The following is a 22,238-nucleotide window of genomic DNA, read 5'->3' on the forward strand; positions in this document are numbered from 1 at the left end:
ATATTTCTGACTGTTTTTGAATTTTTGCCCTGGAGAGACCCCGCAACATGAGACTCTGTGACAAGGACATTAAGACTTATCTTGATGAAGGTAAAATCAGTATTGAGCCACGCCCGTCAAACGATGTGATCAGTGGCCTGACCGTGGATGTGACACTTGGCAACAAGTTCCGTATTTTCAATGACCACGGCGCACCTTATATCGACCTGTCCGGGAAGAAAGAAGATGTTGCGGCTCAGATGGACAAAGTGATGAGCGATGAGATTGTCGTGGAAAACGGCGATGCTTTTTTTCTGCATCCGGGACAGCTGGCGCTGGCCGTGACGCATGAATCCGTCACATTGCCGGACAATATTGTCGGCTGGCTAGATGGCCGTTCTTCGCTGGCGCGACTGGGTCTGATGGTGCACGTGACTGCACACCGGATTGATCCGGGCTGGGAAGGCCGAATCGTGCTGGAATTTTATAACAGTGGCCGTCTGCCGCTGGCGCTGCGCCCGCACATGCCGATTGGTGCCCTGAGTTTTGAGATACTGTCGGGCTCGGCAGAAAAGCCTTATAACAAAAGGGCCAACGCCAAGTACAAGAATCAGCAGGGTGCGGTGGCAAGCCGGATCAGTGAAGACGAGAAAAAACACGGCTGATTTTTGGTCTCAAGTTCATTAAATTGCATTCTGTTTGATAAGGTCACCTTAACGGTGGCCTTATTTTTTGCTTTAATGAAGCCGGTATTTTGACATTTTTTGTTGGCATTTTTTGTGCTGTGAGCAAAAAATCTAACTCCCCTGGCACAGGTTCCTGAGGACAAAATGAAGAAAATTCTCTATTTGCTACTGGCGATTGTCGTGGTGGTCGTCGTGGGTATCGGCGTTTTAGTGACGCTGATCGATCCGAATCAGTTCAAACCCCTGATTGCAGAACAGGTGAAGAAAGCCACGGGTCGGGATCTGGTGATGGAAGGTGACATCAGCTGGCGTTTCTTCCCGAGTATTGGTTTTGATATTGGCCGCACGGAATTCCGGAATCCGGAAGGGTTCGCCGAGCCAAATCTGGTGCAGTTTAATGAAGCCGGTGTGTCCGTCTCTGTATTGCCATTGTTCTCACATCAGCTGGAAGTGGGCAAGGTCACTTTAAAAGATGCCCGTGTCTTTATTCAGACACGCAAAGACGGTGTCAGTAACCTGGATGGTCTGACTGGCGAATCGGGTTCAACCGCCCAGCCGACACCGGAAAGTAGTCAGACAGAACCGCAACCGCAACCGCAGCCAGCCGGTGACGGTGAACCGGTGGTTGAAGGGGAAACCGCAACCGGCGAGAAGTGGGTGATTCGTCTGGCAGGTATTGCGCTGGATAATGCCAGTGTCAGTATTCGTGATGACAAAGCCGGTACGATGACGGCACTGGATTCGCTGAACCTGAATCTGAGTCAGTTTGCGCCGGGTGAATGGGCTGATTTGAGTTTTGATCTGGCCGGACAAAATGGTGCGATGCGCTTTACCGCTCAGGGTAAAACGGGCTTACAGATTGCGGAAACCCTGGATGATGCGTCACTGCGCAATACGGAATTGTCTGCCAGTATGACGGAAGGCGGGACGAAGCTGGAAAACGTCACGGTGAAACTGGACAAATTCACGCTGGGTGACTGGGGTGAAGTGTCTCTGGCTGCCAAAGGGCAGGTACCGGATCTGGCTTTTGATGCCTCCGGTAAAATGCGTCTGATGGTGAATCAGGACAAGAACAAAGTTTCGGTTCAGGGGCTTGATCTGAATTCCTCGCTGGAAGGGGCAACGCTGCCGCGTCCGACCATGACGGTCGGTATTGCCGGTGATGCTGAATATGATCTGAAAGCCAGTCTGGCGAAGCTGAGTCAGTTTACCCTGAAAGCAGACGAGCTGGCTCTGAAAGGGGATGCGTCTTTCAAACAGGCTGCGATCCCGGTGATCCGGTTTGATCTGAACAGCGACGAAATCAATGTGGATAACTGGATTGGCAGCCCGGAAGAAGCGTCTGCGGAATCAGGACAGGCGGAGACCGGACAAAAGCAGTCGGCTTCGGCGAAGCAACCAGCTTCACCTGCAGCACCGGCAACTGCCAGTGATCAGGAGCCGGATCTCTCGGCACTGAAACAGTTCGACGTTGCCGGAACCGTGAAAGTTGGCCGGTTTGTGGCGGCAAATGCCAAACTCAGCCATGTGGATCTGTCTGTTGCAATCAAGAACGGTGTACTGGATCTGAATCAATTTGCGGCGGAGCTGTATGACGGCACGATTGCTGCTAAAGCCCGTCTGGATGCGACGGGTAAGCTGCCGGTTTATCAGGTCACTAAAACTATCAAAGGGGTTCAGGTTCAGCCGCTCCTGAAGGATGTTGCGGATAACGATATTCTGGCGGGTACAGGAAATATTGATGTCGAAGTGAAAGGCAAAGGCCTGGCGGAATCTCGTCTGAAGAAAAACCTCGACGGTACTGTTGCCATCAACTTTGCGGATGGTGCAGTGAACGGCATTAATATTCCGAAGATGATTCGTGATGCCAAAGCGAAGTTAAAAGGCAAGTCTGATTCTGCAGGTGATGAAGCGAAGAAAACCGACTTCTCTGCGATGACGGCGACTTTCGTCCTGAAAGACGGGAAAGCTTCCACCAACAATATGTATCTGGCTTCGCCGCTGTTGCGTGTGGATGGCCGCGGAAATACTGATCTGATCGAACAGACGCTGGATTTCCAGATTGATACCTCACTGGTTGCCACCAGCAAAGGGCAGGGCGGTAAATCGGTTGATGAGGTGGCAGATATTACCGTCCCGCTGGATATTACCGGAACCTGGCTTGCACCCGACTATAAGGTGAATTTCAAGGAACTGGTGAAGCGGAACAGTGAGCTGGATAAGCGCGCGAAAGAGCTGGAAGCCAAAGCGAAGAAAGAAGCAGACCGGCTGGAAGAAAAAGCCAATAAGGAAGTTCAGCGGGGTCTGGATAAACTGCTGGGCGATAAATCCAAAGATGACAAAGTCCAGAAAGCCGCAGATAAATTGTTAAAAGGTTTGTTTAACTAATTATCTGATTTTTCAGATGAAAACGGTCAGTTGCTTATGTGGCTGGCCGTTTTTTTGTGACGGGACGTTACCTGTATCCTTCATTGGCGCACTGTTCTGATACAATCGGGAAAAAATTCGTGGAGAACAGTTGGTGGATTCAGTCACTCAAGCCGCTTTGGGCGCTGCGGTTGCCGGTATGATTGCCGGACGGAAAGCATCGCCGAAAGTGCTGGTGGCCGGCGCGATGCTCGGCACCATTCCGGATTTAGATGTTCTGATTGATTACGGTGATCCTGTTTCAGACATGGTAAAACACCGGGGATTCAGTCATTCATTGTTTGTACTTTTTCCGTTTTCTTTTCTGCTGACGCTCTGCTGGCAGCGGTGGCGGCCAACTCAGTTTGGCTTTGGCCATCTGTGGTGTCTGGTGGCAGCCTGTTTGATCACGCATCCGTTACTCGATGCTTTTACGGCCTACGGAACCCAATTGTTCTGGCCTATGCCTGTCAGTGTGGCGATCTCCAGTATTTTTATCATTGACCCGCTCTATACGCTGCCCTTACTACTGACGTTGCTGGCGGCGCTGATCTGGCGTGAACGGATAGCCAGCCTTTGCCGGGCGGGGATCATTCTGTCCGGGATTTATCTGGCCTGGTCGGTCGCGGCGCTTCATCTGATTGAGCACAAGGTCGAGAAACAGCTTGCCGGGACGGCACTGGAGGGACAGCCGGTATTGGTGACTCCCACGCCATTCAATACGGTGTTGTGGCGTATCGTTGTGCTGGATAACGAACAGTACTGGGAAGGGCTGTCTTCTTTACTGGATGGCAGCCACGACGTGGCTTTTATCGTCAAACCCCGCGGTCACTGGCCGGAAGACGTTGCAAAACCGACAACCTTACAGGCGCTGGAAACCTTTACGGATCGTTTTGTGCGCTATGAAACGCAGGACGAGCAGTTGATTGCCACAGATCTGCGTCTGGGCATGGTCGACTATCTGCCTTTTCGCTTTGTTTTTGCCAGCAAAGATGAGCACCAGGACTGGCAGTTGCAACGTCCGGTTCAGCTGGAAAGTCCGTCCGTTCGAATGAAGCATCTGCCATCGCTCTGGCTGAGGCTGCTGGGAAGTCAGGATATCAATGCCGATCTCTGCCATGTTTCAGAGACCTGCCAGGCCACAGCAGCCCGTCCGTTATCCGGGTAATTACCAGTCCACGCCTTTGCGGGCTTTGATACCGCTCTCAAAGGCGTGTTTGACATTCCGCACTTCAGACACGGTGTCCGCCATATCCGTCAAACGGCGGTGGGCCCCGCGACCGGTGACGACGACCGATTGTTCTGGCGGTCGGCGTGCAATCGTCTCCAGGACGTCTTCAATATCCAGATATCCATAGGTCAGCATATAGGTGAGTTCATCTAGCAGCACCACATCATAGCTGTCATCGGTGAGCATCTTTTTACATTCAGCCCAGGTTTTTTCTGCGGCCAGCGTATCAGCAGTTTTGTCCTGAGTGTCCCAGGTGAAGCCGGTACCCATGACTGCAAATGTGACCCCGAGTTTTTCCAGCAGATTCCGCTCGCCATTATCCCAGGTGCCTTTGATGAATTGGCCTACACCACATTTCTGGCCATGCCCGACTGCACGGGCAATAGTGCCGAATCCGGATGTCGATTTCCCCTTACCGTTTCCGGTAATCACCAGCAGGATGCCTTTTTCTGTCTGGGCGGCGGCGACACGGGCATCCACCTCATCTTTTACTTTCTGTTGTCTGGCTTTGTAGCGATCCTGCTTGTTCTGTTCGTCTGCCATGAGTTTCTCTTCGTTGCCGTTTGATTTGGAAAACCATCATTCTGAGGGAGGCAGTTTTGAGGTGCAAGGATTAACCTCATTGATTTCAGCAGCTCGTATTGCGAGGGATATGTTGTGTGAGGGGCGACCGAAGCGATCCGGCGCTCGCTTGCAAGGGATGTAAACAGCGAGCGCCGGAGGAAGCTTGAACGATGGGATTAGTGTTGCATTAACATCCGTTTGGCTTCCAATTCCAGGTTTTTATACGGCTGCCCAGAAACAGACACGCCAACGGCCTGTATGACACCGCCTTTGAAATCACCCGGTGATTTATAGAGGGCGCTGACCGCATCGCCGCTGTCATAGCCGACACATAGGCCGTCGCCCGATAGGGTAAATTTCGCGGGTTGCGTTTTCATTTCACCAGAAGCTACTTCTTTGTCATTGATGTAGAGCTGGGTTTTACCCAGAATCTCACCATTTTCACCTGTGCCTGTTTTTTCAAACGCCATGCCCAGCGTGTACTTACCGGGTTTCAGTTCTTCTGACGATTCAAAGACCTGCTCAGGCTGAATGCCCAGGAAGTTATAGACGTAATACAGTTTTTTATCTTTCAGGAACAATGAATGTCCTCCAAAGCGGGAACCATGGGCAAAGATGACCCCTGAGGCGTTTTCATCTTTGATTTCCACATTGGCAAGAATTTTATAAGAACGGCCCCGAATGTTCACGGCGACCCCTTCCGGGACCGGTGCTGTATCGGGGTAGTACACGTAAGTGTCTCTGGGGGCTTCTTCAGATGGCCGTTCAATGCCGAGAACTTCAGCAGCACTGCGGTCATCTAAGGGAAGCACATTGTTTTTCCTGGCTTCTTCAAACCAGGTGTCGACCAGTTCTTTCAATTTCTCCGGATTTTCTTTGGCTAAGTTTTTAGATTCAGAGCGATCTACTGCCACGTGATAAAGCTCCCATTCGTCTTTATCAAATTGACCGTGACCCGTCAGTGGCGAATGGATCGCAGAAGCTTTCCAGCCATCCTTCCAGATACCGCGTGTACCGAGCATTGAATAGTATTGAACTTTTTTCTGGGTTGGATCATCCGGCTTCGCATCAAAGGTGTAAACCATTGAAACGCCTGAGAGCGGATACTGCTCAACACCATGATTCACTTTGGGCATTTCATTCCCGGTAATTTCCAGAATGGTCGGGACGATATCGACCGAATGGTGGTACTGATGCCGTATTTCCCCTCTCGCCTTGATGCCTTTTGGCCACGATATGATGAGGGGATCAGCGGTCCCGCCCGCAAATTGTGAGTAGCGTTTGAACATTTTAAATGGCGCTGAAAACGCTGAAGCCCAGCCGGTCGGATAGTGGTTGTAGGTATCCGGTGAGCCGAGACTGTCCAGATACTTCAGGTTTTCTTTAATGTCATCGGGGTAGTTATTAAAGAATTTGTTTTCATTTACTGAGCCGTTTTCCGTCCCTTCGCCAGAAGCACCATTGTCGGCAGCATAAATGATGATGGTATTTTCCAGCTGTTTCGTCTCTTCAAGGTAGTCAATGATACGGCCCACCTGAGCATCGGTGTATTCTGAAAAACCGGCATAGACCTCAGCCATTCTGGCGAAGAGTTTTTTCTCATCATCACTCAAGGTATTCCAGGGGCGGACATGATCAGCTGGGTTTGCCTGATCTTTGGGCATGGGGTTCATGGGCGTGTTGACGGTGCCTTCAGGCAAGATGCCTTTTTCGATCATTTTTTGGGTCACCCATTCCCTGTATGCATCATAGCCATCGTCAAATTTACCTTTGTATTTGTCTGACCATTCTTTCGCGACATGATGCGGTGCATGGTTGGCGCCCGGGTTAAACCACATATACCAGGGTTTGGATGGGTTGGTTGCATTCTGGTTTCGCAGCATTTTTATTGCCTGATCAGCCAGATCTTTTGACAGATGGTAGCCATCTTCCGGACTGTAAGGTGCATCAATAAAGCGGTTATCTTCAACTAAATCCGGATACCAGTTATTGGTCTCGCCGCCCAGAAATCCGTAAAAGCGATCGAATCCCTGTTGAGTCGGCCACTCTTTGCGGGTGGCGCCCGGTGCAACATCCTGCTCCGGAACATTATGGTTCTTACCGATCCAAAAGGTACTGTATCCATTGTTTCTTAAGACTTCGGCAATGGTTGTGACCTGATCCGGGAAGCGGCCACTGGCACCGGGAAATCCATTTGCGGCTTCCGTAATGGCTGCCATCCCGTTTAAGTGGTGATTTCGACCGGTTAGAAGGGTAGAACGGGTTGGTGAGCACAGGGCCGTTGTATGCCATTGGGTATAAGTGAGGCCGTTTTGCGCGATTCGGTCAAGCGTCGGCATATTGATTCTGCCACCATAAGGTGACCAGGCACCCAAGCCGGTATCGTCGTAGAGGACAAATAAAATATTGGGAGAACCTTCTTTGGCCTTTTTCGGGGTGAAAGGTGTCCAGTCTGCTTTCGAATCTCTGACGTCAAGCTCCATTGTTCCCTGAAACCCTGCATTGACAGGGATCCCCATGTCATCGACAGCCGGGGCCGGGCTTTCTTCGGAAGCATGTGCCATGAACACACAAAGTGAACAGGCCAGGCTCAGTAAAAGCTGTTTTGGTTTCATGTGTGAGCTCCATGTTGGATTGATGGCAGGTTCCTGTTGGAAGCTGTCACGGGCGTTGTGACCAGAGCCCGTGAAAGAGACACGCATCAAATACTGTCTGAAATTTTAGGAGTCAGGCGACAGGACGCTGTATCGCTTTTCAGAACATTGAGTCAATAATCAGTGATGAAACTGTCCTGGACTTCGTTTCAGCGGCCGGGATAATCCCCGTGCTGAACAGGCGCAGGCTCTCAAGGATTAGTCACTGGCAACATCCGGGTCTTGCTATACTTTTAGCGTCCAGGTGAAGTAAAACGGGCAGGTGATGTTGTGAAGTACTTACTCTTAATCTTGTGTATGGCCGTGCTGATACTGAGCGGGTGTGCCAGCAATCCCTACGGGAACAGCTATGGCAGGTCTCAGGCTCAGCATATTCAGCAAGTGAAATACGGCACCATTGTCCAGATTGACCCTGTGACGATTCAGGGCGAGCAAAATGTCGCCGGTACGATTGCAGGGGCAGCCATTGGTGGTCTGATTGGTTCGACGGTCGGGGGCGGTAAAGGTTCTGATATCGCCGCAATTGGTGGTGGTCTGCTGGGTGGTTACGCCGGTAACAAAGCCTCGCAAAGCATGTCTGAAAGCAACGGGGTAAACCTGACCATCAAATTGGATTCCGGCGACACCATTGCCATCGTTCAGGCTGCCGATCCCAATATGGTTTTCCGTGTCGGTCAGAAAGTCCGGGTGAATATCTCAGGCAGTACCGCAAGAGTGGTACCGAACTAAGCGGTACCCGCCTTTCGACTTTTCTGCTTCTCAGAACTGTCTATTGATTCTGACGGACCAGCACAGCCATGCGATGTAATTCTGTGAGCAGACCATGTAGTCCTTTTTTCATCGGTTCATTGGCTTCCAGAACGCCATCTTCTTTGATGTATTGCTGATAAAAAGCAATCGGAACGGATCCGGACAGCGTCATGTTATTGACTGCGGACAGTAGCAGCCGCAGAGCCTGTGTAGAACGCAGTCCGCCTGAGACCCCGCCGTAACTGACAATCCCAATCGGCTTTCCGGCCCATTCTTTTGCCAGAAACTGAATGGCATTGACCAGAGCGGCCGGCGGGAAATAATCGTACTCCGGAGTGACAAAGACAACCGCATCTGCGGCACTGACTGTCTGGCTCCAGGCTTTGGTGTGATCTTTGGTGTATTTCTGCTGAGCCGGGTGCTCAGGTTCATCGAGCAATGGCAGATTCACGGTTTTCAGATCCGCGAACATCACGTCAAAGGTGCCCGCTTGCCTGGCTTCCTCCAATACCCAGTGTGCGACGGGCAGGCCACCCCGCTTGGGACGGGTGCTTCCGAAAATGATCAATAACTTAAGCATATCCTTCCTTCATGCATGCTGATGAGCTGTGTGATCTGAAATGTAGTCTATTTCAGACGCTTTTGACGCCGGGAATGAGGTACCGCCGGGCTGGATGTATCAGCGCCATCCGAATTGAGGGGAAACGGGTAGTTGATGGCTGTCCAGCGACCGGTTGCACAGAATATGACCATGAACACATAATGAGCAGAAAAATCTTTGGGGCTTGCACGGGACGTCTATTCTCGGAAAGAAGCATATTCCGGAAGGAAGCATATGTTGGTTGTCTGATGAGTGATTGCCCGTGAAAAGCATCACACATCGATATTTTGGGGCGTTCACGGACTGAACAATGGGGACATAGCATGACAGATTTAGAGCTTACGCATATTGCCAGCCAGGTTGTCAGCAATACCAAGTTCTGGATTGCGCTGGTGGGGGTTGTCGGTGCAATCATCGGCTCTATCGTTGCGATATTGGGGAACATGTCGCTGGAATGGTATAAAAACCGGGATCAGCGAAAGATTGACCAGGCCCGCCAGCTGACGCTGCAAACGATTTTGGAGCAGTCCGAATCGGGTTGGTGCGATCTGTCTGCTCTGGCTGCCGTCATTGGTTGCAACGAAGAGCAGACAAAAACACATCTGATTCAAATCCATGCTCGGGGATCAGAGCATTTTCCGGGTAAATGGGGGCTGATATCACGCTGTCCATTACATGAAATCAGCCCGGAAGCAATCAGACAGGCCTCGCTCAAGCCATCGGTATGATATCTATGAAATACGTTCTTACTGTATTGCTCATTTTGCTGGGCGCTGTTTCAGTCTATGCCAGTCTCGATCGTCAGGCCGATAACGCCGACAATAAGAAGGACAAGACAATGGATACGGAAACGAAGTTGTTTCAGGTGAATGATATCGAAATGCTTTATCTGAAAACCAATCCGCCGCAGCTGGAGATCAAGGTTGCCGGATTTGCTTCGACACTGGGGTGGGACAATGTCCGGCTGAACCCGTTTGTGTATGTGGTTGCACCGCTTGACGGCATCTATGAGTTTGATTTTGTCGCTACGCCTCCGGAAGGCTTTGCCGCTGAGGCCATCATGCCTGTGGAAGCGAACTTTATCATGCAGAGTGTTCCGAGTGACCTGAAAGGCATTCGGGTCTACGCATTGAGCAATCAACTGGAAAAATTGCTGACTGAAAGTATTCAGTATGCCGGGTCTGATTCTAACTGATGAAATCCAGAAGCTGGTGCTTTTCTGTCTAATAAAATGGAGGCGATGCCTCCATTTTTATCTTGGATTCATCGGGTTAAGATGCCCCGTTCACCGCAAGAGATTTTACCAGTCTCGCGTTTATCCGGCGAATCAAGACCCAGTGCCAGATCCAGAACACAATGGCGATGAAACCTGCAACCGACCCGATTTGGTTGGGGAGCAAAGACAGGATTTGTGCGCCGCACCAGACCATGCCAATCGAAAAACCGAACGACTGAATTCCGGAAAGCGCGGGGTTCACCTGTGCCTCGGCGGCAAGGGAGCGGGACACATTTCTGATAATGAAAAAATCTTCAATGAAATTATACGGAAGCAGGAACATCAGCCACACACTCCGGGGACTGGCTTGTTGTGAGGATGGCGAGACCAATTCCAGTGATCGCATCAAATCTTTCGCATACAGATAGACCAGAAAAAAGAAGAGTGCCGCTGTGATGACAAAGCCTGCATTCCCCAGCATTCTGAACTCGCCAAGAATACCGCCCGGATTGTCGGGAAAAAAGAACGGGTACAACAGCCCGATACCCACCGGAATACTGAGAAGCACTTTCAAGCATGTGAACATGGTTTTCCCTCACCTGGTCTGAATCGACACATTGATTGACATAATACGCAATAGTGTTCACATCGTGGCATGAATGGGTTTCAAAGGAAACGAAATTCATACAGAGATTTGTAAGTGTGAGGGATGGTATTGCCTCTTGAAAGGAATCACGGGCATATGTTTCCCCGCCTTGCAATCCAGCTCAATCAAGGCATAGTCTTTCTATCAGGTTCATTGAATGATATGAATGAGGAAAGCATGGCAACAGGAAAGATGCCTTCTGTGTTAGTTGTTTGTATGGGCAACATTTGTCGTTCGCCCACCGGTGAGGCGGTGCTGAGAGCCCGGGCACAGGCGGCGAGTATGGCAATCGAAATTGATTCGGCAGGCACGATTGGTTATCACCAGGGAAACCCGCCGGACAGCCGTGCCCGTGCTGCGGGAGAGGCGAGGGGATACAGTTTCAAAGGCATGCGCGCCCGGCAGGTGATAGCTGAAGATTTTGAACGGTTTGACCTGATCCTGGCGGCAGACCGGCAAAATCTGTCGGATCTGATGGCGATATGCCCTGATGAACATCTGTCGAAACTGGCCTTGTTTCTGGATTATGCCGATGTTGCGGAAGATGAGGTGCCAGACCCTTATTATGGCGGCGATCAGGGTTTCGAATATGTGCTGGATCTGGTCGAGCTGGCTGCAGAGGGTGTGCTGGCGAGTCTGAAAAACCGATGACATTCACGTCAGGGCAGAAACGCCCGGCATAAAAAAGCCCGCATTGAATGCGGGCTTGTTTGATTCAGAGCACAGGGGGATTAACCCAGCGTATCTGTAGCGACTTTATAGGTCGGGTCTTCCATCACATTGACTTCCACCAGATCACCCGCCTTGCGCAGCAGGCTGCGGCATTCCGGACTCAGGTGGCGCAGGTGCAGGGTTTTGCCTTCTTTGGCATAACGCTCTGCAATGGTATCGATCGCTTCAATGGCAGAATGGTCTGCAACCCGGGAATCGGCGAAGTCGATGATCACATCTTTCGGATCTTTGGCGGCATCAAACAGTTCCAGGAAATGCGAGACGGAACCGAAGAACAGCGGGCCGTTCAGGTGATACACCTTGCTGCCGCTTTTATCTGTTTTGCTTTCTGCATTGATGTGCTTGGCATGTTCCCACGCGAATACCAGTGCAGAGTAGATGACACCCACAAAGACAGCAATGGCCAGATCAGCCGCAACCGTTACACAGGTCACCAGAATAATGGTGAAGAAGTCGTGTTTCGGTACTTTGCGCGCCATCTTGAAGCTGGCCCATTCGAAGGTACCAATCACGACCATAAACATCACACCAACCAGCGCAGCCAGCGGGATCATTTCGATCAGGTCGGATCCGAACAGGATGAACAGCAGCAGACCAATGGCAGCCGTGATTCCCGACAGACGACCACGGCCACCAGAGTTAATGTTGATCATTGACTGACCAATCATCGCACAGCCACCCATCGCCCCGAAGACGGAACAGGTGACGTTGGCCAGGCCCTGACCGACACATTCACGGTTGCTCTGACCACGGGTCCCTGTCATTTCATCCAGGACCGTCAGGGTCAGCAGTGATTCAATCAGACCTACAGCTGCCAGAACCACAGCATAAGGCAGAATGATATACAGAGTTTCCAGTGTCAGCGGGACAGTTGGCACCGAGAAGGTTGGCAGGGAACCTGCCAGTGTGGCTTCGGCATTACCGCTCATACTGCGGACAAAGTCGATCACGGTACGGGTTTCCAGATCCAGACCATGGACCAGACCGGTGACCACCAGAATCGCAACCAGAGAGGATGGAACGGCTGTCGTCAGCTTTGGCAGAAAATGAATAATCATCATGGTCAGCAGGACCAGCCCACCCATGATGTAAAGTTGTGTGCCTTGCATCCACTCCAGCATGCCGGATGCATCCGGAACTTTAAATTGTCCCAGCTGTGCCAGGAAAATCACAATTGCCAGACCGTTCACGAAGCCAATCATGACCGGGTGTGGGACGATGCGGATAAATTTACCGAGCTTGAGTATCCCGGCAAGAATTTGCAGTAAACCAGCCAGCAGAATGGCGGCAAAAAGGTACTGGATACCGTGTTCGGCCACCAGACTGACCATGACGACGGCCATGGCGCCGGTTGCGCCGGAGATCATCCCCGGACGGCCACCTAAGGTTGCTGTTACCAGGCCCACGATGAAAGCGGCATAAAGGCCGACCATCGGGTCGACACCGGCAACAAAGGCGAAAGCTACAGCTTCCGGCACCAGTGCCAGGGCGACTGTCAGCCCCGAGAGCATGTCATTTTTGACAGACTGGTGTGTAAACTTGGGAAATTCAAACATTGTCGTTTCTGTCTTTTTTCTGAATAGATTGGGTTTAGCGGGCAAATGCTACCGATAACCGTGAGCTGGTTCAACTTTTAATCAGGTTATCAATGTGGCGGGCCCATCGCTGAAGACAACAAAAAGCCATGCAAATGCATGGCTTTTTGAGATTGAGCGAAGCCGGAACTTAGTGTTGTTCAAAAACGGCTTTCGTCATCGGAGCAGAGGCAACATTGGTTGCGGTCTGACTGCCGGCCTGACGCGTTTGTGCCAGTACTTCACGTTTCGGCGCAACAGCGACCGGAGTGGTATCCAGAACCTGCTCTGGTGCAGGTGCTTTCGCCATCGGCGAAACGCTGTGGAATCCACGCGGCGAGCTTGCCGTCACCTGAGCAATTTTCACTGCAGATGGTGCAGGCTGTTTCACGACGGCTTCCGGTGCTTCAGTCACCTGAATTTCAGCAGGTTCAGCCACTACGTCCGCAACAGGTGCTTCTGTCGCTTTCACTGGCTCAGGCTGAGGTTCAGCAACGGCCACTGGCTCTTCAGCTTGCGGTACAGGCTGACGAAGCGGCATCACTTTACCCATAGCCATTTCCGGTATAGCCATACCACTCAGCGTCGGTGCCTGGGACACCTGTTGCTCTGCGGCTGTCTCTGCAACCACCGGCGCTGCTTCAGCCGCCGTTTCAACGACGTCTTCGGCATGAACTGCTGGTTTGTCAGCGCGCGGCCATACTTTACCCATAGCCATTTCCGGTGAAGCAACACCTGTTGTCGGGCGTCGTTTCGGACGCTCAACAATCGTGACCACGTTTTCCAGCTCGCTCAGGCTTTCAGAAGCTTCTTCTACCGCATGGGTAATGGCGTCAGAGACGACCTGATCAACTTCTTCTTCCTGATTCGGACGCGTGTCACGCATGCGGCGGCGACGCTGTCCGCTGGCACGCAGGTGACGTGGTGAACGACGGTTACGACGCTGACCTTCCTGAGCACCATTTTCCGTGTCACCCTGAAGCTCTGCTTCTGTGTCATCCACAGCATCCTGAACAGCGCCTTTGACAGACGCTTGAGCAACCTGACTGGCTTCTTTCGCGACAGCCGTACCGATGGATTGCAGCTGGCTCGCTGGTTCGTCTGAAGCGACTTCTGCCGATTGCAGTTCAGTATCTTCAATGCGGATTTTCTTCTGCAACTGACGACGTTGACGGCGTTGCTTCACCTTCTCTGTCTTCTGCTGTTCAGGAGTCTCTTGCGTTTCCTGCAGCTGTTCAGTTGCTTCAGTTTGTGCCAGTTGCTGCTTCTCTTTACGACGTTGTTTCTGAACTTCGTCGCGGCGCTGGCGTTTCTGCTCTTTGATTTCTTCATCTGCGACAGTACGGGAAGCCGCTGCCTTGGCTGGTTTTTCTACCTGTGCCTGGCGGTCTTGCTTCGGACGATCACTGCGACGGCGTTGCTGACGCTGGCCTTTTTCGCCGGACTTCGAGTCACGAGATTTAGCATCGCGAGACTCGCGTTCTTCGTCCTGACGGTTGCGGCTCTGGCGGCTACCGTCTTTGCCCCGGCGGTTATCACGGCGGTTGTCGCGACGATCATCGCGGCGGTTGTCACGGCGTGGTGCCTGCTTCTGCTCTGTTTCCGCAGGTTGTGCTTCAGTTTTTCTGCCGCCAAACAGGCTGGCAATCTTCTGGAACAAACGCTGGAATAAACCTGGTTTAGATTCAGCAGCCGCTTCAGGTTTTGCTATCACTGGTGCTGGCTTCGCCACTGGCGCTGGTGTTTTTGGTGCTGTGAAGCCTTGCAGTACAGGTTCTTCACGTTTCTTCACAACACGTTCTGCCGGGCTTTCTGACGCTTCGCTTTCACGAGCGGCTTCAATCAGCTGCGGAATATGGTATGACAGTGTGTCTTTTTCATCACCGGTGCGGACACGATGCACATCAAAGTGCGGTGTTTCCATGTCTGCATTCGGGACAATAATCACTTTCACATCGTGGTATTTCTCGATGTGTTGTACCGAACGGCGTTTTTCGTTCAGCAGGTAAGACGCAACAGCGACTGGCACAATGGCTTGTACCTGAGCACTGTTATCTTTCAGGGCTTCTTCTTCGATCAGACGCAGAATCGACAGAGAAAGCGATTCGTTATCACGAATCACACCCGTTCCCTTACAGCGTGGGCAAACGTGGTGGCTGGCTTCAGCCAGAGAAGGGCTCAGACGCTGACGGGACATTTCCAGCAGACCAAAGCGGGAAATGCGGCCGATCTGTACGCGGGCACGGTCCATGCGGACGGCTTCGCGCAGTCGGTTCTCAACTTCGCGCTGGTGGCGAACCGGTGTCATATCGATAAAGTCGATAACGACCAGACCACCCAGGTCACGCAGACGCAACTGGCGGGCAATTTCATCGGCTGCTTCCAGGTTGGTTTGCAGTGCCGTTTCTTCGATGTCGCCGCCTTTGGTTGCACGGGCGGAGTTGATGTCAATCGAAGTCAGGGCTTCGGTCGGATCGATCACAATCGAACCACCGGAAGGCAAACGCACTTCACGCTGGAATGCAGATTCAATCTGACTTTCAATCTGATAGTGACTGAACAGCGGTACTTCGCCGTCATATGGCTTCACTTTAGGTTCAAAGTCAGGACGTACCAGCTTGATATGATCGCGTGCACGCTCGAAAATTTTCGGGCTGTCGATCAGGATTTCACCAATGTCGCGGCGCAGATAGTCACGGATCGCGCGGGCAATCACGTTACTTTCCTGGTGAATCAGGAACGGAGCCGGATGGGAATCGGCCGCTTCTTTCACTGCGTTCCAGTGATTCAGCAGGACGTTCAGGTCCCATTCCAGTTCTTCAGCTGATTTACCCACACCTGCGGTGCGAACGATCAGGCCCATGCCGTCCGGCAACTGAAGGGTGCTCAGTGCGGCTTTGAGCTGGGTGCGTTCTTCACCTTCGATACGACGTGAAATACCACCGGCACGCGGGTTATTTGGCATCAGGACCAGATAACTACCAGCCAGTGAGATGAAGGTTGTCAGGGCGGCACCTTTGTTACCACGCTCTTCTTTATCAACCTGAACGATGACTTCCTGACCTTCTTTCAGCACTTCCTTGATGTTCGGGCGGCCTTGGTAGGTGTAACTTGCTGGGAAGTAATCGCGGGCAATTTCTTTCAGAGGGAGGAAACCGTGTCGCTCGGCACCATAGTCTACGAAAGCAGCTTCAAGACTTGGCTCGATACGGGTGATGCGTCCTTTGTAGATGTTAGCTTTCTTAGATTCGTGGCCAGGACTTTCGATATCCAAATCGAACAGCTTCTGACCGTCCACTAATGCGACGCGCAACTCTTCCTTCTGAGTTGCGTTGATCAACATTCTTTTCATTCTGTGTACTCATTTATTGTCGTTGTTTTAGTGAGCCAATGTTGGATCATTTACCGATGCTGCCTGACTCCAAGTCTGATTTACGGTTGCAACCTCACGGTTGGATGTTTCAGGAGTGCTCTTTGGCTACACATATCTGCCAGCTGTACTTAAGATGGTTAGATCCGGGATATACAGCCGGTAACACCGCGTTGTCGCGGTTGTATCTCTAACACCGATAAAAAAAATCTGCGATCGGAACACTAAGATTGACTCTGCATGACTTGTCGTCTTACGCCTTTTGCTGCGATGACAGGCAGAGCAGGATAAAAAACATTCATCATGGCGTAAAATTGTCCGCCATGGCATGGAAATTGGGATTTTCCCTGATTCCAGACTGCAATCATAGCAGGGTGACTTTTTTGCGGCAATCTGCTTTATAGCCATGATAGAATCTTGGACCATGAAAGATGACAAACCGAAAGTGCAATTCATCGCTATTGCTGATGATTTTGCCGGGCAAAGGATTGATAATTTTCTCCGTGCCCGATTGAAAAACGTTCCCAAAAGTATGATTTACCGCATTTTGCGTAAGGGAGAGGTGCGAGTAAACAAAAAAAGGATAAAACCTGAATACAAGCTTCAAGAAGGCGATCTGGTCCGGGTGCCGCCTGTCGTTGTTCCTGAAAAGGAAACTGCGGCGCCAGTCAGTACCAAACTGGACAAAGTGGCAGAGCTGGAAAACTGCATCATTTATGAAGATGAGCATATGCTGATCCTGAATAAACCTTCGGGTACTGCGGTCCACGGCGGCAGCGGTCTGAAGTTTGGTGCAATCGAAGCTCTGCGGGCTTTGCGTCCGGATGCTCGTTTTCTGGAGCTGGTTCACCGGATTGACCGGGATACCTCAGGAATCTTGCTGGTAGCGAAGAAACGTTCAGCACTGCGTAAACTCCAGGAGCAGTTCAGGCAGAAGACGGTTCAGAAATACTATTTCGCACTGGTCATGGGGCAGTGGCCAAAAGGTTGCAATAAGGTCACCGCGCCACTGCTGAAAAATGAAGTGAACAGTATTGTGCGGGTGAACCCGAACGGGAAGCCTTCAGATACACGCTTTAAGGTCCTTGAGTGTTTCAAAGAGGCAACACTGGTGCAGGCGAGCCCGGTGACCGGGCGGACACACCAGATCCGCGTGCATTGTCAGTATACAGGCCATCCTATTGCCTGGGATGACAGATACGGTGATCCGCGGTTTGATGCCTACACGAAAAAAGCAGGTCTCAACCGCTTGTTCCTGCACGCGGCCAACATCTGCTTTGAACATCCGGGGACAGAAGAGCGGATGGAGATCAATGCCCCAATGGATGCGATGCTGAATCGCACGCTGGAATCTTTGAGAAAAGGCTGAAGCATTTTCAGACACTCAGCGGCTGGCACAGGTGATTCAACTCGCCAGCCGTTGAGTGAAACCGGACTAATTATTAATTGAGTCAGTCATTAATTTACATTGCTTGGCTTACATTGCTTTCACGGAATCCCAGATATTGAGCAATGATTGCAGGTCCGCGGTGAGTGTTTCAACGGGCTGCTTGGAAGCCGCCAAAGACACCACCACGCTCATCTCTTCTTGTTCCGATTGTGTGCGTAACAATGTTGTCAGTGCCGACATGGCATCGGTATCCAGCGGATGAGACACATCAACGCCCCCTGGCGTATTGGGTCTTAAGGTCAGATACTGACCTGGAATGGCAATCAATGTTGTGAGATGGGCGTGACAATACCTCTGATCCAGCTTTTCAACCTGAATCAGAACTTCCTGCCCGATTCGAACGACATCGCGAATCTGTGGACGACCCTGATAAGCATAACTTTGGGGATAATAATGAAGCGCAATTTTTCGAAGGGGAAGGAAACCAGGTTCCAGTGCACCGATGTCGATAAAAGCGGCTTCAAAGCTGTTTTCGATCCGGACGACTTTTCCTTTGTAGATGCTGTGCTGTTGGGGGCTGTGGGACTGTTCTTTCATTTCGGTCAGACAAAATACATGGTCTTCCCGGAAAGCTGCGTATAAGGGCTTGCGTTTTAATCCGCTGGTATAAGTTTTCAGCAGCGATAATATTTGTCCAATCATTCCATTAACTCAGTGTTTTTGACAGTCAGAAGGCTGTCACGGGTCTGCTTATAGCAATATATGTTTTGACTGTAACAGGCGACGCACTAAGTGATCTGTTGAATATGTTCTGTGGAGAGAGGTCATAAAAAACATATCTTTTCAGAATCGTGAGAGATCCGAAGGGAGGGTAAATGCAAAAGCAGAGACCACCCATGACGAAAGCAAGGGTGGTTCAGGCGGGCTCAGAGAACGCTGACACCTTGTCGGGAAAGCATCTCTCTCAGTGTGATGAGCGGTAACCCAACCAGTGTATTGGGATCCCGGCCATCCAGGCGATCAAACAGGGCAATCCCCAGTCCTTCACTTTTAAAGCTGCCGGCACACTGTAATGGCTGTTCGCGCAGGACATATTGCCGGATTTCATTCTCGGTGAGTTCACGGAAATGCACATGGAAGGGTTCACAGATGACTTCAGCTGTATCATTTGCGGCGTTATACAGACATAAACCTGTATAGAAAGTGACGGTTTGTCCGCTTGCTGCCATGAGTTGTGTGCAGGCATTTTCCGTGGTGTGGGGTTTACCTACGATGCTCCCGTTGATGACACAGACCTGATCCGAGCCGATGATCAGATGATTCGGGTGTCCGGGACGGCAGGCTCTGGCTTTGGCTTCAGCCAGTCGTTTGACCAGCGCTTCGGCATTTTCACCAGGAAGCGGGCTTTCGTCGATATCTGGCGCGGCACAGGAAAACGGTAAGCCGAATTTTTCCAGCAGGCTGCGGCGAAACGGCGATGTGGAGGCCAGAAGTAAAGCTTGTTTCATGAGGTGACTCTGTCTTGTTTGGTTGTGAGGTAATCGAACGGGCGTGCGAGTGAAATCTACGCTAGTTTTAACTCAGAACCAACCTTATTATACCCTTGGTGCCATTGACCCAAACGGTGAAGTAAAACCACTGAAGATGAAATGGCCAAAAGCTGGGATTTCGGACACATTTCCTTTGACTCAAACCAATTAGAAGGCTAATATTCGCGCCCTATGCAAAAGGTAAAATTGCCGCTGACGGTTGATCCGGTCCGCGCCGCTCAGAAAAAGCTCGACTATGATGGCATCATCAAAGCCGGGCTTTTAGAGCGTCTGGCTGAATCGGCTTCCAGCGTATTAAGTGATGCAAACGTCACCTTATCATTTGACTTTGACCAGCGTCACATGGCGTACATGCGTGGGCATGCAGAAGTCGATGTGATGTTAACCTGTCAGCGATGCCAGGAAGAATTCCAACACCATTATGGTGTGGATTTCTGTTACAGTCCGCTCCTCAGACCCGAGGAAGCAGATGAATTTCCGGAAGCTTATGAGCCGGCTGAAGTCGACGAAAATGGTGAGATCAATTTGCTTCAGATCATCGAAGATGAGTTGATTCTGGAGTTACCGCAAGTGCCAATGCATGACGAAGCAGACTGTCCGGTCTCTGCGTCAGGTATGAGCTTCGGTGAGATCCCTGTTGCTGATGAGCGTCCGAATCCGTTTGCAGTATTGAAAAACTTGAGTAAAAGTAATAAGGAGTAGGGTTAATGGCCGTACAAAAGAGCAAAAAATCACGTTCAGCACGTGGTATGCGTCGTTCACACGATGCCCTGACTACCGCTGCTGTTTCTGTCGATCAGACTAGCGGTGAAACCCATCTGCGTCACCATGTGACTGCTGACGGTTTCTACCGTGGCCGCAAGGTTATCAACAAATAAGGTTGAACCTTGACTGGTCTAACCGTTGCACTTGATGCAATGGGTGGGGACTTCGGTCCCCAGGTAACAGTGCCTGCCGCCGTGCAGGCACTGTTGCAATACCCGTCGCTAAAACTGCTGCTATTTGGTGATCAAAGTGCAATCACCGCCCAACTCTCATCGCTCGATCATACCCATCATCCCCGTTTAAGTATCATTCACTGCGATCGTGCTATCGCGGATCACACACGTCCGTCACATGCATTACGTCAAAGTCAGGGCTCATCGATGCGTCGCGCACTGGATGCCGTGGCGGAAGGTGAAGCCGATGCTTGTGTCAGTGCAGGTAATACCGGCGCACTGATGGCATTAGCGCGCTATACCCTGAAGCAATTACCCGGCGTCGAGCGCCCGGCGCTGGTTTCAGCCATTCCAAGCCGTAACGGCGGTAAAACCTGGTTGCTCGACTTAGGGGCGAATGTGTCCTGTGATGCTGATACTTTGTTTCAATTCGCCGTGATGGGCTCGGTACTTGCCGAGCAGGATATGACCGGCCGTCCGCCCAGAGTGGCCTTGCTGAATATTGGCGCGGAAGAAATCAAAGGCAATGATCTGGTGAAGCGCTGCGCATCGATGCTGAGCCGTTCGCAGGATGTCCATTATATCGGCTACGTCGAAGGCAATGAGCTGTACGATGGAAAAGCGGATGTGATTGTGTGCGATGGTTTTGTCGGAAATGTCAGCCTGAAAACAAGCGAAGGGGTTGCTAATCTTTTTATAGAGAGTTTCAAAAGGGCAGTCAGTCAGCATCCGCTCAAGCGACTCATCGCTAAGTGGCTGTTTGGTGACCTGTTCCGGGAACTGCAAAGCCTGAACCCCGACCAGTACAATGGCGCAAGTCTGTTAGGATTGCGCGGTATTGTCGTGAAGAGCCATGGAAGTGCTGATATTGCTGCCTTCACCAATGCGATTGGTGAAGCGGTACATGAAATCAAGCGGAAGATACCGACAAGAATTAGTGACCGTTTGGAACACGTACTACTTGAGAGGCATTATTAGTCTTCATGTATAGCAGAATTTTAGGTACCGGCAGCTACCTGCCAGAGCAGGTCCGCACCAATGCGGATCTGGAAAAAATGGTCGATACCAGTGACGAGTGGATTGTTGCCCGGACTGGTATTCGTGAGCGCCGTATTGCCTCTGAAGAAGAGACGGTTGCTGTGATGGGTTATCAGGCTGCAGCCCGTGCTATTGATATGGCCGGGATTGAAACCGATGACATCGACCTGATCATTGTTGCCACCACATCAGCCAGCCACGCGTTTCCATCCGCAGCCTGTCAGGTACAGGGCATGCTGGGCGTGAAAGGCTGTCCGGCATTTGATATTGCAGCGGCTTGCTCCGGCTTTGTCTATGCCTTGAGTGTGGCGGATCAGCATATTAAAACCGGTATGGCAAAAAATGTGCTGGTGATTGGTGCCGATGCCCTGTCGCATAAGTGCGATCCGGATGATCGTTCGACGATCATTCTGTTCGGAGATGGCGCGGGTGCAGTGGTTCTGGGTGCCAGTGAGGAAGCCGGAATTATTTCGACGCATCTGCATGCCGATGGTCACTTTGGTGGCTTGCTGAGTCTGGCTGTGCCTGAGCATGGCGAGAACTTTGACAGCGACAAGTGGCTGTATATGGCTGGCAATGAAGTCTTCAAAGTCGCTGTGACCCAGTTGTCGAATCTGGTGAAAGACACACTGGCTGCCAATAACATGGATAAATCTGAGCTGGACTGGTTAGTTCCGCATCAGGCCAATTTACGAATCATTGCAGCGACGGCGAAAAAGTTGTCGATGCCAATGGATCAGGTCGTGGTGACTCTGGATAAGCAGGGGAATACTTCGGCTGCAACTGTTCCTGCTGCGCTTGATGAGGCTGTTCGTGATGGCCGGATTCAACGGGGACAGACACTGTTGCTGGAAGCCTTTGGTGGTGGTTTCACCTGGGGTTCAGCTTTAGTGAAATTTTGATAGAAGCGCAC

The 22,238-nt window shown here is 51.3% G+C and carries 20 protein-coding genes; 12 read left to right on the top strand and 8 right to left on the bottom strand.

The annotated features are described in order from the left end of the window. The first annotated feature begins 47 nt into the window (after nt 1–47). From dcd to SPK40_RS00890, 3 genes are all read left to right on the top strand, one after another. Nucleotides 48–644, top strand: coding sequence for a dCTP deaminase (gene dcd / locus SPK40_RS00880; RefSeq protein WP_248140970.1), 597 nt, complete (start codon nt 48–50; stop codon nt 642–644). Between the two features lie 165 nt (nt 645–809). Beyond that, entirely contained in the window at nt 810–3,053 is a 2,244-nt protein-coding gene (locus SPK40_RS00885; RefSeq protein WP_330959128.1) for an AsmA family protein, read from the top strand. A 133-nt stretch (nt 3,054–3,186) separates the two neighbouring features. Beyond that, entirely contained in the window at nt 3,187–4,239 is a 1,053-nt protein-coding gene (locus tag SPK40_RS00890; protein WP_248140967.1) for a metal-dependent hydrolase, read from the top strand. Here the strand turns inward: SPK40_RS00890 and cobO are convergent, their stop codons facing one another. Both cobO and SPK40_RS00900 read right to left on the bottom strand, forming a co-directional pair. Continuing rightward, nucleotides 4,240–4,845, bottom strand: a complete 606-nt coding sequence (cobO, locus tag SPK40_RS00895; RefSeq protein WP_330959129.1) for a cob(I)yrinic acid a,c-diamide adenosyltransferase — start codon at nt 4,843–4,845, stop codon at nt 4,240–4,242. 197 nt (nt 4,846–5,042) lie between these two features. Beyond that, the gene (locus SPK40_RS00900; protein ID WP_330959130.1) at nt 5,043–7,481 is read right to left on the bottom strand and encodes an arylsulfatase; all 2,439 of its coding nucleotides are present in this window, start codon (nt 7,479–7,481) and stop codon (nt 5,043–5,045) included. 336 nt (nt 7,482–7,817) lie between these two features. Between SPK40_RS00900 and SPK40_RS00905 the strand changes: the two genes are divergently transcribed. Further along, nucleotides 7,818–8,249 carry a glycine zipper 2TM domain-containing protein gene (locus SPK40_RS00905; RefSeq protein WP_248141693.1) on the top strand — a complete coding sequence of 144 codons (432 nt, stop codon included), beginning with the start codon at nt 7,818–7,820 and terminating at the stop codon, nt 8,247–8,249. Between the two features lie 40 nt (nt 8,250–8,289). Here the strand turns inward: SPK40_RS00905 and SPK40_RS00910 are convergent, their stop codons facing one another. Continuing rightward, nucleotides 8,290–8,850 (bottom strand): NADPH-dependent FMN reductase, encoded by a 561-nt coding sequence (locus SPK40_RS00910; RefSeq protein WP_330959131.1) that lies wholly within the window; start codon nt 8,848–8,850, stop codon nt 8,290–8,292. Between the two features lie 344 nt (nt 8,851–9,194). On the opposite strand from SPK40_RS00910, the gene SPK40_RS00915 reads away from it, so the two are divergent. Then, nucleotides 9,195–9,599 carry a hypothetical protein gene (locus SPK40_RS00915; RefSeq protein ID WP_248140960.1) on the top strand — a complete coding sequence of 135 codons (405 nt, stop codon included), beginning with the start codon at nt 9,195–9,197 and terminating at the stop codon, nt 9,597–9,599. A gap of 5 nt (nt 9,600–9,604) precedes the next feature. After that, nucleotides 9,605–10,066, top strand: coding sequence for a hypothetical protein (locus SPK40_RS00920; protein WP_330959132.1), 462 nt, complete (start codon nt 9,605–9,607; stop codon nt 10,064–10,066). A gap of 76 nt (nt 10,067–10,142) precedes the next feature. On the opposite strand, the gene SPK40_RS00925 is transcribed toward SPK40_RS00920, so the two are convergent. After that, the gene (locus SPK40_RS00925) at nt 10,143–10,673 is read right to left on the bottom strand and encodes a hypothetical protein (protein ID WP_330959133.1); all 531 of its coding nucleotides are present in this window, start codon (nt 10,671–10,673) and stop codon (nt 10,143–10,145) included. Nucleotides 10,674–10,925: 252 nt separating this feature from the next. Here SPK40_RS00925 and SPK40_RS00930 point away from each other — a divergent pair, with 252 nt between their 5' ends. After that, nucleotides 10,926–11,384, top strand: coding sequence for a low molecular weight protein-tyrosine-phosphatase (locus SPK40_RS00930; protein WP_330959832.1), 459 nt, complete (start codon nt 10,926–10,928; stop codon nt 11,382–11,384). 80 nt (nt 11,385–11,464) lie between these two features. Here SPK40_RS00930 and SPK40_RS00935 read toward each other — a convergent pair whose 3' ends face one another. Both SPK40_RS00935 and rne read right to left on the bottom strand, forming a co-directional pair. After that, a complete protein-coding gene (locus SPK40_RS00935; protein ID WP_248140953.1) occupies nt 11,465–13,021 on the bottom strand; it encodes a SulP family inorganic anion transporter in 1,557 nt (518 codons plus the stop codon). 169 nt (nt 13,022–13,190) lie between these two features. Then, nucleotides 13,191–16,391, bottom strand: coding sequence for a ribonuclease E (gene rne / locus SPK40_RS00940; RefSeq protein WP_330959134.1), 3,201 nt, complete (start codon nt 16,389–16,391; stop codon nt 13,191–13,193). Between the two features lie 442 nt (nt 16,392–16,833). Between rne and rluC the strand changes: the two genes are divergently transcribed. Further along, entirely contained in the window at nt 16,834–17,778 is a 945-nt protein-coding gene (rluC, locus tag SPK40_RS00945; protein ID WP_330959135.1) for a 23S rRNA pseudouridine(955/2504/2580) synthase RluC, read from the top strand. Between the two features lie 108 nt (nt 17,779–17,886). On the opposite strand, the gene SPK40_RS00950 is transcribed toward rluC, so the two are convergent. Together SPK40_RS00950 and SPK40_RS00955 are read right to left on the bottom strand one after the other, a co-directional pair. Beyond that, nucleotides 17,887–18,501 (bottom strand): S1 RNA-binding domain-containing protein, encoded by a 615-nt coding sequence (locus SPK40_RS00950; protein WP_330959136.1) that lies wholly within the window; start codon nt 18,499–18,501, stop codon nt 17,887–17,889. Nucleotides 18,502–18,725: 224 nt separating this feature from the next. Continuing rightward, nucleotides 18,726–19,307, bottom strand: a complete 582-nt coding sequence (locus SPK40_RS00955) for a Maf family protein (RefSeq protein WP_330959137.1) — start codon at nt 19,305–19,307, stop codon at nt 18,726–18,728. Between the two features lie 213 nt (nt 19,308–19,520). Between SPK40_RS00955 and yceD the strand changes: the two genes are divergently transcribed. Genes yceD through SPK40_RS00975 form a run of 4 tightly spaced genes read left to right on the top strand, consistent with a single transcriptional unit; the run spans nt 19,521 to nt 22,227 of the window. Beyond that, nucleotides 19,521–20,051, top strand: coding sequence for a 23S rRNA accumulation protein YceD (gene yceD / locus SPK40_RS00960; protein ID WP_250684107.1), 531 nt, complete (start codon nt 19,521–19,523; stop codon nt 20,049–20,051). A gap of 5 nt (nt 20,052–20,056) precedes the next feature. Beyond that, nucleotides 20,057–20,227, top strand: a complete 171-nt coding sequence (rpmF, locus tag SPK40_RS00965) for a 50S ribosomal protein L32 (RefSeq protein ID WP_248140945.1) — start codon at nt 20,057–20,059, stop codon at nt 20,225–20,227. A 9-nt stretch (nt 20,228–20,236) separates the two neighbouring features. Further along, nucleotides 20,237–21,265 carry a phosphate acyltransferase PlsX gene (gene plsX, locus SPK40_RS00970; RefSeq protein WP_330959138.1) on the top strand — a complete coding sequence of 343 codons (1,029 nt, stop codon included), beginning with the start codon at nt 20,237–20,239 and terminating at the stop codon, nt 21,263–21,265. A gap of 5 nt (nt 21,266–21,270) precedes the next feature. After that, entirely contained in the window at nt 21,271–22,227 is a 957-nt protein-coding gene (locus SPK40_RS00975; protein WP_248140943.1) for a beta-ketoacyl-ACP synthase III, read from the top strand. The last annotated feature ends 11 nt before the right edge of the window (nt 22,228–22,238 follow it).

It is taken from the genome of Photobacterium sp. 53610, assembly GCF_036409375.1.
Taxonomy (GTDB): Bacteria; Pseudomonadota; Gammaproteobacteria; order Enterobacterales; family Vibrionaceae; genus Photobacterium.